The sequence below is a fragment of the Amycolatopsis albidoflavus genome, from assembly GCF_039525725.1.
Taxonomy (GTDB): domain Bacteria; phylum Actinomycetota; class Actinomycetes; order Mycobacteriales; family Pseudonocardiaceae; genus Amycolatopsis; species Amycolatopsis albidoflava.
Window position 1 is genome coordinate 226,881 of the sequence record NZ_BAAAHV010000028.1, and the last position, 12,960, is coordinate 239,840.

The window sequence follows — 12,960 nt, forward strand, 5'->3', positions numbered from 1 at the left end:
TTGGCACGGTGAACAAAAACCGGGCAGGAACTTCTCCGACGCACACCGGTGGCCGCAACTGACGTCCAACCACTCCGTTCGCGTCGAAGTCGCCTCTTTTGCCCAACCGGAAGGGCGAAAGCCGTAACCTGCTTCCTGGGCGGGAAGGCAGGACATGATGCCGGGGAACGGACGCGGAAAGAAGCGAGCAGAGCGCGATACGACAGCCGCCAACCCGCCCGCGTCCCCACTGCGCCGGGCGCGGCTGTCATTGCCGGCCACGTTGGCACAAGTCTGCGAGAAGCTGGACAGCCGGGCCAAAAGGGGCTCATCAGGTGTCACCGCTGGCATGTTGTCCGGATGGGAACGCGGAGTACGCGTCACCAGCATCAAGTACCGCAAGATGCTGTCCGATTTCTACGGCTCTCCTCCGGAGGTGCTGTTCGCGCATCAGGACACCCAGCTCACAACGCCGTCGGAGCAACCACGCCTGCTGATCGGACACCACGACCTGCGCGATGCGATGGCCGATGTGGTTCGCAACGCCCGCCGGTACCTGGCCGTAGTCGGCTCGCGGTCCCGGGACGCGACCTATCTGGAAACCATCCACAGCGCGCTGACCGCGGAGCCCGAACTGGTGCACTACCGGGTGCTGTTCGGGCCGCCGCGCCATCAGGTTCTCAAGGACCACCTTCTGGACCTGCTGCAGGTCCGCGACCCGCACGACCGCAGCCTGGGGCTGAAAACCTTGCACATCGGCATCGTCGAAGACGATCCCGGCACCCCGGAACGGTTCTTCTGCGCCTCAGAGTCCCGCGCTGTAGTGCCAATCCCCTCGCTGACCTCGTCCGAGGCGTTCGACTCCGGGATGCAGTTCGAAGCAGGCGTGGCCGAACGCCTGATCGACCACGCCCGGCAGCTGTACGCCGGAGCGCGGAAAGTAGAGACCGCTGCCGCTCTGCGCAGCCTCCCGGCCGTGCCAAGCTAGACGTCGACAGCGGCGTCCGACCGTGGCTGAGGGGAGGTGCCGACCGTGGACTCGATCGACGTCGGCGATAAGCGCGATGTGCAGGCCGCAGCGAGAGAAGACTTCGAGTCGGTGGTGGCCCTCACCCGTGAGCTGGTCGCCATTCCCAGCCGGGGCGGCATCGACCCGTACGACCCGGCGCTGAACCGGCTCAGCGCATGGCTGCGCGAGCGAGGACTGCCGGTCTCCGTCCTCACAGACAAGACCGGTGCTGTCGTCGGACTGGTATGCGAGATCGCAGGCGCTCACCCCGGCCCTCGATGGGTGCTCGACGCCTGTCTGGACACCGCAGGCTTTGGCGACGAGAACGCCTGGACTCATCCACCGACCTCCGCGGTCGTGCAGGACGGGTGGCTTCATGGCCGGGGCAGCGCCGACTCCAAATCCGGCGCGGCGATCTTCAGCCACATCGCGGCACGCGTAGCAGCGGTGACGGAACACCTGCACGGCACGCTGGTCCTGCTCATCGATGTCGACGAGCACACCGGGGGCTTCGGCGGTGCCAAGAGGTATTTCGAGGGCCCGGACGCTCCGGATGACGTCGCCGGAGTCATGATCGGCTACCCAGGCATGGACAAGCTGGTCGTCGGCGGCCGCGGAGTGCACCGCGCCCGGCTCCACGTGCACGGATTGGCATCGCACTCCGGCGGGAGCAAGAGCAGTCCCAGCGCCATCGAGAAGGCCGCGTACCTGGTGCAGCGTCTCTCGTCCGCGCAACTGCCCGAGGGCACCGCGGCAGGGTTCCCGCTGCCCGGCAAGCTCACTGTGACAGCCATCGAAGGCGGGCAGGGTTTCTCGGTCACGCCCGACCTGTGCATTCTCAACGTCGATGTCCGCACTACTCCGCGTTTCACCGGCGACGTCGCAGACGAACTGCTGCAGCAGCTGGTCGCACAGGTAGATGACGAGTGGCCGGAGACACGTCCGACGCTGATCCAGGTCGACACGCACTGGCCTGCGTACACGCTGGGTGCCGACTCGCGGATTCGCTCGGCGATCCTGAACGCCGCCGCGGCATTTGGCGTTGAGGTCGCGGACAAGGTGGCTGGGCCGAGCAACATCGGCAATTACCTCGCGGGCTTGGGAGTCCCGGCCACTGCGGGTTTCGGCGTGGACTACGTCGGATTGCACGGGGCCAACGAGAGGATCCGGCTGGACACCATTCCCACAGTTCAGGCGATCTATCACGCGACCGTTCTGGCGTTGCTCGACGCCGGACCGCCAGAGCGAAGCACGGCGACCGAGCCGGAACCCAGTTGCTGATCGAGGTTCTGTTGCTGCGCTGGCGGGCGAGTCATGCGCACGTGATCGCCGGGATTCGCACCACGTTCGAGGCCGACGACCAGAACTTCAATGACCGTTGAAAAACAGTGCCAGCACGCCGCGCGCATGCTGTGTCAGTTGATGCTGCGTCCCAAGGCTCTGTTGCGCTTTGAGAATTAGGTCGCGCAGCACGGTTTCACACTCGATGAGCCTTTGCTGCTGGAAGAGCGTGGCCGCCAGCTCCAACTGCGTGACGAGTGTCGACTCAGTTTTTGACCCCAACAATCGTTGCTCGACGACGAGGAGCTTGCGGAGTATTTCCTCCGCGTCGACAAGCTTGCCTAGGTCGCGAACGGCCAGAGCCAGGTTGAACCGAATCATCCTGGCCGTTTCAGACTCCTCCTGCCCCGCGCTGGCGAGTCCGTCAAGCACCCTCCTGTACTCGCGCTCCGCTTCGGCGTTCTTTCCACGTTCACGCAGGACATCAGCGATGCAGCTTCGAGTTTTCAGGGTGTTTGGATGATTGGATCCAAGCACCTTCTCAGCAGATGTAGCAGTTTTTCGAAACAGCTCCTCGGCTTCCGTGAGTTTATCCTGATTTCGGAGCACTGTTCCGAGACTGCATTGTATGGCAAGCGTATCGGGATGTTCTTCGCCCTGCACATGCTTGGCGATAGGCAAGATCGCACGATATTCCCGCTCGGATTGCCGCAAATGCCCGCGAGCATGGAGCACCCCTGCAAGGTTCGATCGTGTCGCGACAACAGATGGGTTCATGTCGCCGAGATGCTCTCGGCTGGCCAGGATTTGCCGAAGCAGAGTCTCGGCCTCGGTGACAGAACCTCGCGCGAGCAATATCGTGGACAGATTATTGAGGATTGTTAGCGTAAAGACGTGGTCAGAGCCATGTATCCGCGTGGAAATTTCGGCGATATCTCGGTATTCACGCTCGGCCGCCACATAATCACCGCGGACGCGAAGAGCGTCGGCGCGCCCCGCTCGCAACTCCAGCACTTCAAGTCCGCCGGCACTTGATTCTGGCCGTCCAATGAGAGCATCGCGGTATATACCTTCCGCAGAGGAAACGTCGCCACGCATCGTCAACACCTGGGCAAGCGCCCGCAAGGACCCTCGCGTTTGAGGGTGTTCGCGACCCTGGTTCCTGATATTTGTTTCAAGAATGGCGCGGAACTCCGTCTCCGCCTCCGCAAGCAGGCCGCGACGAACCAAGATTTCAGCAAGGTTGCTTCGCACTGCAATTGTCATGTAATGCTCCGCTCCCTTGGTGTCCGTAAACTTCTGCAGAACTTCCTGAAACAGGTTTTCCGCTTCAGCCAGTTCGCCTCGCTCGAAATACAGTGTTGCGAGCAGGTTCTGAATTTGAAGAACTTGCTGGTGATGCGACTCAAGTACTCGCTCGGCGACGGGAAGGATCTGTCGGCATAGATGTTCTGCTTCATCCAGCCGGGCACGGTCATGGAGAACGCTGGCAAGGTTTAAGGCCACGCCGAGCGTGTACTGATGGTCGGCGCCGAGCCGCTGTTGCGCATGGGACAGCAGCTGCCGAAGAAGGTCCTCGGCGGCAACGAGGTCTCCGCGGTCTCGGAGCGTTGCCGCTAAACCATCGTGCACATTCAACACGCTGGGGTCGTACGGAATCTTTGTACGGTTGACAATGTCGAGGACTTGCCGGAATTCATCTTCTGCCGCCTTTAGCTCGCCGCGCTCCCGCAGGACTCCCGCCAAGGCATTGCGCGTGACGAGCGTCTCGATATCTTCATCGCCCCGAACGGCCCGTTCGACCGCCAACACCCTGCGGTAGCCAGCTTCAGCTTCGACGAGACGGCCGAGTGATTCCAGGTTATTAGCCAGGTTGTGTTCGACGGCGAGAGTCTCCGGCGCGTCCGGCCCCAAGATGGCAGCGCGACAGGCCACTGCGGTTCGGTTCAATTCGACGGCCTCATCGTCGAGACCCGCTCGTTGACAAAAGAACGCGGCCAGGTGGCATACGAGCGCAGCACCAAGGCGCACTCGGCGTAACTCGTTCTCGTCCCGAGCGACAGTTCGCGCGAGTACACAGTGCGGGATCAACGTGCGCCACAGCGGCCATGTAGCCGGCTGGGTCGCATCAAGGGGCTCGATCGACTGCAACAGTGCGTACAGAGCGATCTCGACAAAGGAACTAGGACGATCGCCGCGTTGGACATGTTGCCGGTTCGCATCGCGGATAACAGGATGCATGCCAACTGTTGGTATGCTGACCACCTCGTCTTCACAATGCTGACCCGGTTGGATAAGGCCGAGGTCGTCCAGCGCGACCAGCAACGTTCGCAGCAGTGGCGCCGTCAGCTCGGGAAAGAGCGGTGAACGGGTAAGGACGTCAGCGTCGAGGAGCGCGTGGGGTACGGGAGACGGTCCCAGACAGGAGAGCGTGCGCAATAAGGGGCGGGCGAGACGGTGACCTCGCTGTTCGAGCAGATCGAGCGACAGTTCCCAGGTGCGCGACAGCAGTTCGCGGTCGTCCGGATGCTCGGTTGACCAGGACAGGTCCGTTACGTCAGCGAACCGCTGTTCCCACGCCGTGCGGTACGATTCGAATGTCGTTGCCAGGTCCAGCCCGGGAATAGGCGGCGCGGTTCGTGCCGAGGCCAGGTACGAGCCCGCCAGCCACAGCGCCAACGGCAGCCCGCCCAGACGGTCGGCAAGCGTGATCGCCTCTGCCGCGGAACCCGCGTCCGGCACCCGGTCGAGAAGCACCCGGGCGCCGTCGTCGGCCGACAGCGCATCGACCCGGAGCAGCCGGGCATTGCCCCAAACCTCCGCGCTGGCCGTCCGGCTGGTGACGAGTACCGTTCCCGTGCCGGCGGGCGGCGTTCGAAGCCAGCCACGCTGTCGGCTGACCCTGCCGTCGCCTGGGGCCAGGATCCGGGGATCATCGGCGTTGTCGAGCACCAGCAGCCACTTTTTCGTCGCTGCGCCTAGCGCTTCCCACAGGAGGTCAGGTGCCGACTCTGTGCCGGACGACCAGGCGTTGTGCACGCGTTCCCGATCTACGCTGGCTCGTATTGCGACCGTACGCAGGCCCGTGATCAGGGTTTCCTCGCTGCTTGCATCAACCCACCAGACGTCCACCTCGCCCGCGACGGCACGAGCCACCTCGGCGGCTACTGTCGTCTTGCCGTATCCACCCGCGCCGTGCAGCACCACGACAGCGGCTTCGTCGCTGCGCACCACACCGGCGACTGTCTCGATGACGCCACTCCGACCCCGCGTCCGATGACCAGGCCGACGACCGGGAACGGCCAGGGAACTCAGCAAGGGCACGGACTCCGGGAGTTGCCCGTGGTAGTTGACAGTGACAGGACCGGCAAGCACGGCCGATCCGCCGATGTGACCTGCCTGCAGCACGGGGCCGAACAGATTTCCAGCGACCGTGTTCTGAATCTCCGGCGCGGCGGGCGCGTCATTCGGCGGCTTTGTGGTGGTACGGGCAAGGAGTTCGAACGCGAACGCGGCGGCGTGCTGAGAGGCGGCGGGCTGCCACTCTTGGTCGGCAGTCTCGGTTTTTCCGGAGAGCAGGTCAGAGATCCCACGCACGACGAGAGCATCGACAGCATCGTTGGCGTAGGCACCGTGCAGGAATCCATAGCCTTCCATCTCGACGGCTGAGGTTCCCCCCGAACGGTGGACAGGGGGTTAAGCAGCTTTCGCTGCACCTGTCAGGGAGCGCTCGTAACAGATCGGACTGAGCATCCCGATAGCGGAGTGACGCCGGTGATTGTTGTACCGCTCGATCCAATTGTCAATCGCGGCAACGAGTTCCGCCTTGGTAGCGTAGACATGCCGGTAGTAGTGCTCGTGTTTGAACGTCGACCAGAACGATTCCGCCGGGCTGTTGTCCCAGCAGATCCCGGTGGCGCTCATCGACCGTTTCAGCCGGTGCCCGGCACAGGCGTCCGCGGTCAGCCCTGCGGTGAACTCCCCGCCACGATCGGAATGCAGCACCGTGCCGGCGACGCTGCGGCCACGGCAGGCCACCGCGGCGTCGATCGCCTCGCAGACCATGTCGGCGCCGATATGGTCGGCGACGACATGCCCGAGCACACGGCGGGAATGCCCGTCCCGGATCGCGCACAAGAACATGTCGCCCTCGCCGCAGGTGAGATAAGTGTAGGGTCGGACGCGGGCGCGGTTCTAGCGTTTCCGCTGGTCCGTTTCCCGCGCCCGCCCTCCGAACCGGACGTGCGACTCGTCGCCGCATCCGGCTCTCCACGTGTTCATGCCGCTGGCACGGGTGAACCTGATGTGTCTGTTTGCGACCATGGTGTGGGGATGCGAGTGCCCCGATACCGGTAACGCGTGATTGTGACGGTTTCCGGCCGGAACAGCTCGATACTTCCGGCTCGAATCTGCCAGCCTGGCAGGAAGCGCCGGACAAGGGTGTGCATGTTCAGCCCGAGGTGTCGTTTCCGGAGCCAGCCGACGATTCGCCAGAAGGCGAAATGGTCGATATAGCCGAACGTCCGGGACGACACCCCGTGACGGAAGTAGTTGCACCATCCCCGCAGCACCGGGTTGAGCCGGTGCAGCAGGTCGGCAAGTGTCCGGTGATTCCGTCGGCGGGTGAGCGCCCGTATCTTGTCCACGATCGAGGCAAGGGCCTTCTTCGACGGATAGGTATAGACAGCTCGTTTGCCGGTTCGGTTCCGCCGGTCCCGGCGCTGGATGCGCCAGCCAAGGAAATCGAACCCCTCATCGATGTGGCAAACCCTGGTCTTCTCGACCGACAGGCGCAGGCCCATCGGCGCGAGCACTGCGGCGACCTCATCCCGGAGCGCTTCGGCATCGGCGCGTTGCCCGGCCAGCATGACCACAAAGTCGTCCGCGAAGCGGACGAGCTTCATGACCGCGCCGCCGGCGCGTCGGTGCTTCGAGCGTGTCCACTGCGGGCCGAGCGCATCCCACTTGCGCGCGAAGTGCTCGTCCAGCACGGACAATGCGATGTTGGCCAGCAGCGGTGACAGGATCCCGCCCTGGGGTGTACCGGTGATCGTCTCGCGGTTGCGGCCGTCCTCGGTGAGGACGCCTGCCCGCAGGAACGCCGTGATCCAGGCCAGGACTCGTTTGTCCGCGATCCGATCCCGCACCCGGTCCATCAAGGCTGAGTGTGAGATCTCATCGAAGCACGCTTCGATGTCTGCCTCGAACACCCACTCGTAGTTGCGTGTGGGTGAGGCGAGGTAGTGGATCTCGGCGATGGCGTCCTGGGCCCGGCGTCTCGGGCGGAAACCGTAGGAGCACGGTTGGAAATCCGCCTCGAAGATCGGCTCGAGCACCAGTTTCAACGCAGCCTGCACGATGCGGTCCGCGGTCGTCGGAATCCCCAAGCGTCGGAGTTTGCCCGACGCTTTCGGGATCGCCTTCTCCCTCGTCCGCCGAGGAACAAACCGGTTCGCTTTGAGCTCAGCCCGCAGCTCGTCGAGCAGTTCCCACGCGGCGAAGCCGACATCGCGGGGTGCGATGCCGTCGACTCCGGCCGTTCGTGCGCCTTTGTTGCCCCGCACCCGGTTCCAGGCCACAACCAGAAAGGCCGGGTCATAAACAAGGTTCCGGAGATCATCAAACCGACGACCAGAATCGGCCGCCGCCCATCGGTGCAGCTTCCTCTGCATCACCCGTACCCGCATCTCGGCCTCATCGAGGCCGGGCCACGGAGCGCCGATATTCACCAGCGACCTCCCGGATCAGCACGGATGCCGCGAACACGCTGGACCCCTTCGCCATGTGACCGGCTTTCCCGATCTCGGACTACTACGGATCCTCCGCCCCACCCCGGCGGCATCAGCCGACGGCGGGCCTTCCCACCGGATCGCTGGCCGCGACCCGGGTCGGGGGCCACCAGGATGGTTCCCACGTTCACTGTCCAACCGTTTAACGGGGTCGGCGCCCAGCTATGCCCCTGCAGCATCGCCACGGCTACGCCGCAGACGTTCACCATGGCCTCCCGACCGGCGACATCACCCAGCCCAGAAGTTCCCCGCACCACACCGTGATTCGGGTGCGCGCTGCTGCCCAGCCCCGATCCGCCAGGTTCGAGCTGGTGGCTCTCTTGAGAGGCGTTCAGCCGCTGGTTCCTCACGTACGCCTTTCCGTCTCGCTTGCCGAGCACGGACCATCTGGCAGTCCTGATCCGCCTCGTCGTTGACAGGGCTGCTTCCCGCCCTCACCGGCGCCTCCCGGTTCAGGCTGCCCCCTGCTTCACCCCACTGCTGCGACAGCAGAGCAGAGAAGGTCTTGCACCTCCTCACGGTTGAACAGCGCCTCGTGGCGCTCGATGTCAGTCAGCCAGACCGCGTCGAGCCGGCCTTGGTCGAAGCGGCGTCGCACGCGGTCCGGCGGGAACGACGCTGCCGGATCGGCCACAGTGGTGCGCACCTTGAACGTGCGCGGGCTGATGCCTTCGATCCTGATCTCGGCCATGATCGCCGCAACCGTTTTCTCATTCACCGTCTCGCCGCGGTCCCGCAGCTCGCTGGTGATCCGCGGGGACCCGTAGGCGCCGTCCGAGCCGGCGTGGACGTCAAGGATCTTCACCGCCAGATCCGCGCGGCGCTGCCGCCGCGGAGTCAATGTCGTTGCCGCCCTGCGTGTTCTCCAGGCGTAGTAGCCCGACGTGGACACTTCCAGCAGCCGGGCCATGCGGGCGATGCCCCACCTCTGCGATGCGGCGATGAAGCCGGGAACGCCGGCGATGGCATCAGCGTCGGAGGCGGCGTACTTGGCCATCAGTTCGAACCGTTCGGTTTGTTCTGCATCGCGGCAAAGTACGCCGAAGGTCGAGTGGCCCGGGGGAATCACACCCCCGGGCTCTCACAGAACCGTGCGTGACAGTCTCCCGTCACACGGCTCCTACCATCCAGTCGCCATGAATCCGCGGGTATACGCCCAGTGCGCGAACAGTCGAGGATATCGTTCCCCTACCGCTTTCCACCAGGCGTTCACCTTCTTGAACCCGAATAACCGCCGATACTTCTTCCGAGCCCACCGCACCAGATAGGTATTGATGCGTTTGCACAGCGCATACAGTTTCGACCGGTAGAACCGGCCGTAGTATTGCAACCAGCCCCGAACGATCGGATTGATCCACTGGGCCAACTGGCCCAGCGTCCAATCCGTATGCCGGTGCAGGCGCCAGCGCCGGACCTCGCGGTTGATCCGCTTCTCCGCGTCCTTGCTGATCGCGGGCAGGAACGAGGTGAACATCTCCCCGTTCTTGTTTCGTGCGACCCGCATCCTGAATTCGTATCCCAGGAACGTGAACGCCGTATTCTCGTGGTAATCCGTACGTTTGTTCTCGTCCCTGCAATACACGACTTTCGTCTTGTCTGGATGCAACTCCAAGCCGACCTCGGTGAAACGTTCCGCGATCGCGGCCTTCAACATCAGCGCCTGCTTCTCGCTGGCACAGTGCACCACGGCGTCATCCACATACCGTTCGAACCAGACGTTCGGAAACTTCCGAGCCATCCACATGTCGAACGCGTAGTGCATGAACAGATTCGCCAGGATCGGCGACACCGCAGACCCTTGAGGGGTTCCCTGGTCTCGCTGCTCCAGCAGCCCATCCGGGCGTTGCAACGGAGCCGAAAGCCACCGCCGCACATACAACACCACCCAATCCTGGTCGGTGTTGGACCGGACCGCTTTGACCATCAGTTCATGGTCCACGGTGTCGAAGAACTTCCGGATGTCCAGGTCCAGGACCCATCCTCCGGACTTGAAACACCGCTCACGGCACGCCCCGACCGCATCCAATGCCGAACGATTCGGCCGATACCCATAAGAGTCCGGATGGAACATCGGCTCCACCCGCTTTTCCAGCTCCATGGCCACCACCGTCTGCGCGACCCTGTCCGCGACCGTCGGCACACCCAGAACACGAACTCCGCCACCGGTTTTCGGGATCTCCACCGCCCGCACGGGCGGCGGGAAATACGTTCCCGACGACATCCGATTCCAGACCTTGTAAAGGTTGTTCTTCAGGTCGGACTCGAACTCGGCGATCGACTGCCCGTCGACCCCGACGGCACCCTTGTTGGCCCGCACTCTGCTATACGCCTCTTGCACAGCCCATTTCGAAATCTCGAACGGCTTCATCGACGACCTCGGCTGACTCATACAGCTCCTCCCGACTCACGCCGGTTGACTGCTTCGCCACCCTGAATGGTCCGACCCCTTCGCTCCACGACCATTACAGCCGCTTCACCACTACTACGAGCCGGTCCGCCGGCACACCCCGCATCGGTACTCAACGCCTCACAGTTTCTGCTGCCCGGCGCGCTCCCTCTCGACCCCGCCGAAGCGGGTTCAGTGTCGGGACATGCCTTCCCACGTTCCATGCGAAAGCCGCAGATCAGGATCACGTCGCCTCCATGCCGGACACCGCCTGGCCAGAAATCGGGACACCCGCCAGACTCCTCCCGGCGCCAAAAAGTAAGCCCCGGTTTCTGATGTCGTCTCATTCAATTTCGACACGTCGTCAGCGATTCACTCGCGTTCGTCTTCCTAATCCCCATCTGACGCCGTGATCAGCGCCTTTTCCTCATCGCTCACCACGACGGTCTTCAGCCAACGCAGCATGAGGTGATTTGAAGCCTCTCACCCGACGAGCGACTCCGAAGGGCCACTACCCCTTCATCATTCGCACAGCACCACGTTCTTCTGCCTGACCTACCTCACGCAGCCTCCCGTGTTCGTGGCACACCTTTTTTCAGGAACGTGATGTCCTTGTCCTGCTCGGCCACTCGTTTCCGCAACGCCTGCAGCTCGGCCCGTTCCGAGGCCGACAGCGGCTCGTCCCCGACCGCTGCCGCCGCCTCCGCCCGGCGGCGTTCGTCTTTGACCCAGACGCTCAACATGCCCGGGTCGATGCCCAGCTCGCGGGCGACCTCGGCGATGGTGCGGCCGGTATCGATCACGCGATGCGCAGCCTCGACCTTGTACTCGGCCGTGTACGACCGACGCTTTCGAGCAGGCATAACGGACATCCTTTCAACAGGACCGCAGTCCTGCTAAATCGGTGTCCACTATCCAGGGGGAACCTCAGCCCGCATGTTCATGACCCCGTTCACGCCAGCCGTGGTCCGTTGCACGCGCGCATGAGACAGCGCGCGGAACGTTGCGTGTTACACCAATCGAGGCACGGCGGGCTCGGCCAGCGGGGATCGACGTGGGCGGCGGAAACCCCTGTCGGCCCTCGGCCTCGTACCGGCGCAGCCAGTTGTAGTAGGTCTGCCGGGTGATCCCGAAATACCGGCAGGTCATGGCCGCGTTCCCGCTGACTTCCTCGACGTGACGAAGGACCGCCAGGCGATGACACGCCTGACGGTCCGGCTGAGGTTCACTCACCCAGGACTCACTAGTGATCAAGAGGCCCGGGTGTCAAGCATCTCCGTCATTTTTATACGTCAGCCTTGCCCCAGCTGAAACAAGGGTCCGGATGGGGCAGCTCCTCGTCGAGGAACGATGACGCACCTACACCCCTACCCGCTCCTCACCGCCGACCGCCCGCTTCGCAAAACCCACCCGGCCACCAGAGCAGAACCGGCACAACAGTCCCGTCCACCGCCGGACAAAAACCGATGCCAACACAGCCGCTTGAAGCCGCCGACCGGCACTACAGAGACGACGGCGGTGGACTCTCCCCCTGTTCGGCCTCGTGAGGAAAACCGGCGTGCACGCTGCCGCGCCGAACCGGTAACCGAATACCGCTTGCTCGACCTGCCTGCGCGGAGCGGCAGGAACAGCGTGGCCGGTCGCGTTCGCTCCAGGTTGACAACTCGACCACACTGTTCGGCGGAGAGTGCGTCCGGTCTGGTCTCACGCCCGCGGAACCAAGCCAGGATCTGGAAGGTGCGGCCGTCCGCCGCTCTTACTGCCAGACGCGCTGGAACGTCGCTGCCTCGGTCATTCGAAGAACCTCGGCTGAACCCAGCCAATAGTCAACGAGTTGCGCAACCATTCGATCGAGTAGACAGTGGTGAACACGATGAAAGAAGCGGAAGAACCGACGACACCAGCACCGCAGTCGCTGACCCCTCGTCCTGTCACCACTGCCCAGCTCAACGCCTCGGCGGCCACCTTCGACATGCTCTCAGTGCCAGGCCGGCTCCACCTGGTGTGGCTGCTCGCCGCGGACGAACACGATGTCACCACGCTCGCCGAACTCACCGGCACCAGTGTCCCGGCCACCAGCCAGCAGCTCGCGAAGCTGCGAGCGGCTGGCATCGTCGCCGCTCGTCGCGACGGGCGTCGACAGCTCTACCAGGTCGAAGACCCGCACATCATCTCCGTGATCGAACAAATGTTCAGCCACATTGCTCCCGACGGCACCCTCGCCCCCGACCCGCTCCCCGGCCCCCGGCGTCAGTCGCTCCGTCCCAGCTTCAGCTCCGCTCGTGACTGAGCCCGGCTCGGCCTCTCGGCGACCGCTGACCGCTCAGCACGAGCCATAGCGATCCTGGGCCAGCGCTTCGACGTGCGGCGCGCACAGGTTTGACGCTGCGGGCCAACCCCCAAATGCCAGCGATCAGCAGGGCTGAACTCGCGCCGCTCAGCACAGTGAGTGACGGAACGTGATGCAACGTCGCCGTGACGGCAGTGCAGATACTGCCTGATGCGGCGGCATTGAC

At 63.9% G+C, this 12,960-nt stretch carries 9 protein-coding genes and 1 pseudogene; 3 read left to right on the plus strand and 7 right to left on the minus strand.

Features of this window, described 5'->3' with window-relative positions:
- Positions 1-328 precede the first annotated feature (328 nt).
- Together ABD156_RS43825 and ABD156_RS43830 are read left to right on the plus strand one after the other, a co-directional pair.
- Positions 329-967, plus strand: a complete 639-nt coding sequence (locus ABD156_RS43825; protein WP_344287416.1) for a hypothetical protein — start codon at positions 329-331, stop codon at positions 965-967.
- A 45-nt stretch (positions 968-1,012) separates the two neighbouring features.
- Complete coding sequence (locus ABD156_RS43830) at positions 1,013-2,269, plus strand: M20 family metallopeptidase (protein WP_344287418.1); 1,257 nt, start codon at positions 1,013-1,015, stop codon at positions 2,267-2,269.
- 87 nt (positions 2,270-2,356) lie between these two features.
- On the opposite strand, the gene ABD156_RS43835 is transcribed toward ABD156_RS43830, so the two are convergent.
- The 7 genes and pseudogenes from ABD156_RS43835 to ABD156_RS47950 form a co-directional block, all read right to left on the minus strand.
- On the minus strand, positions 2,357-5,926 hold the full coding sequence (locus ABD156_RS43835) for a tetratricopeptide repeat protein (RefSeq protein WP_344287419.1): 3,570 nt from the start codon (positions 5,924-5,926) through the stop codon (positions 2,357-2,359).
- 39 nt (positions 5,927-5,965) lie between these two features.
- A pseudogene (locus ABD156_RS43840) lies at positions 5,966-6,424 on the minus strand (transposase); the annotation flags it as partial.
- Between the two features lie 122 nt (positions 6,425-6,546).
- Complete coding sequence (gene ltrA / locus ABD156_RS43845) at positions 6,547-7,998, minus strand: group II intron reverse transcriptase/maturase (RefSeq protein ID WP_344287422.1); 1,452 nt, start codon at positions 7,996-7,998, stop codon at positions 6,547-6,549.
- A 529-nt stretch (positions 7,999-8,527) separates the two neighbouring features.
- A complete protein-coding gene (locus tag ABD156_RS43850) occupies positions 8,528-9,055 on the minus strand; it encodes an IS3 family transposase (protein WP_344287424.1) in 528 nt (175 codons plus the stop codon).
- 123 nt (positions 9,056-9,178) lie between these two features.
- Positions 9,179-10,426 carry a group II intron reverse transcriptase/maturase gene (gene ltrA, locus ABD156_RS43855; protein WP_344287426.1) on the minus strand — a complete coding sequence of 416 codons (1,248 nt, stop codon included), beginning with the start codon at positions 10,424-10,426 and terminating at the stop codon, positions 9,179-9,181.
- Between the two features lie 578 nt (positions 10,427-11,004).
- The gene (locus ABD156_RS43860; protein ID WP_344287428.1) at positions 11,005-11,307 is read right to left on the minus strand and encodes a transposase; all 303 of its coding nucleotides are present in this window, start codon (positions 11,305-11,307) and stop codon (positions 11,005-11,007) included.
- Positions 11,308-11,371: 64 nt separating this feature from the next.
- A complete protein-coding gene (locus ABD156_RS47950) occupies positions 11,372-11,677 on the minus strand; it encodes a helix-turn-helix domain-containing protein (protein WP_350539782.1) in 306 nt (101 codons plus the stop codon).
- 640 nt (positions 11,678-12,317) lie between these two features.
- On the opposite strand from ABD156_RS47950, the gene ABD156_RS43865 reads away from it, so the two are divergent.
- A complete protein-coding gene (locus ABD156_RS43865) occupies positions 12,318-12,734 on the plus strand; it encodes an ArsR/SmtB family transcription factor (protein ID WP_344287429.1) in 417 nt (138 codons plus the stop codon).
- The last annotated feature ends 226 nt before the right edge of the window (positions 12,735-12,960 follow it).

Excerpts from the sequence above, each read along its gene's own strand:
- ABD156_RS43825 (WP_344287416.1), top strand. The coding sequence starts at position 329 with ATGTTGTCCGGATGGGAACGCGGAGTACGCGTCACCAGCATCAAGTAC.
- ABD156_RS43835 (WP_344287419.1), bottom strand. The coding sequence starts at position 5,926 with ATGGAAGGCTATGGATTCCTGCACGGTGCCTACGCCAACGATGCTGTC.
- ABD156_RS43850 (WP_344287424.1), bottom strand. The coding sequence starts at position 9,055 with ATGGCCAAGTACGCCGCCTCCGACGCTGATGCCATCGCCGGCGTTCCC.
- ltrA (WP_344287426.1), bottom strand. The coding sequence starts at position 10,426 with ATGAAGCCGTTCGAGATTTCGAAATGGGCTGTGCAAGAGGCGTATAGC.
- ABD156_RS43860 (WP_344287428.1), bottom strand. The coding sequence starts at position 11,307 with ATGCCTGCTCGAAAGCGTCGGTCGTACACGGCCGAGTACAAGGTCGAG.
- ABD156_RS43865 (WP_344287429.1), top strand. The coding sequence starts at position 12,318 with ATGAAAGAAGCGGAAGAACCGACGACACCAGCACCGCAGTCGCTGACC.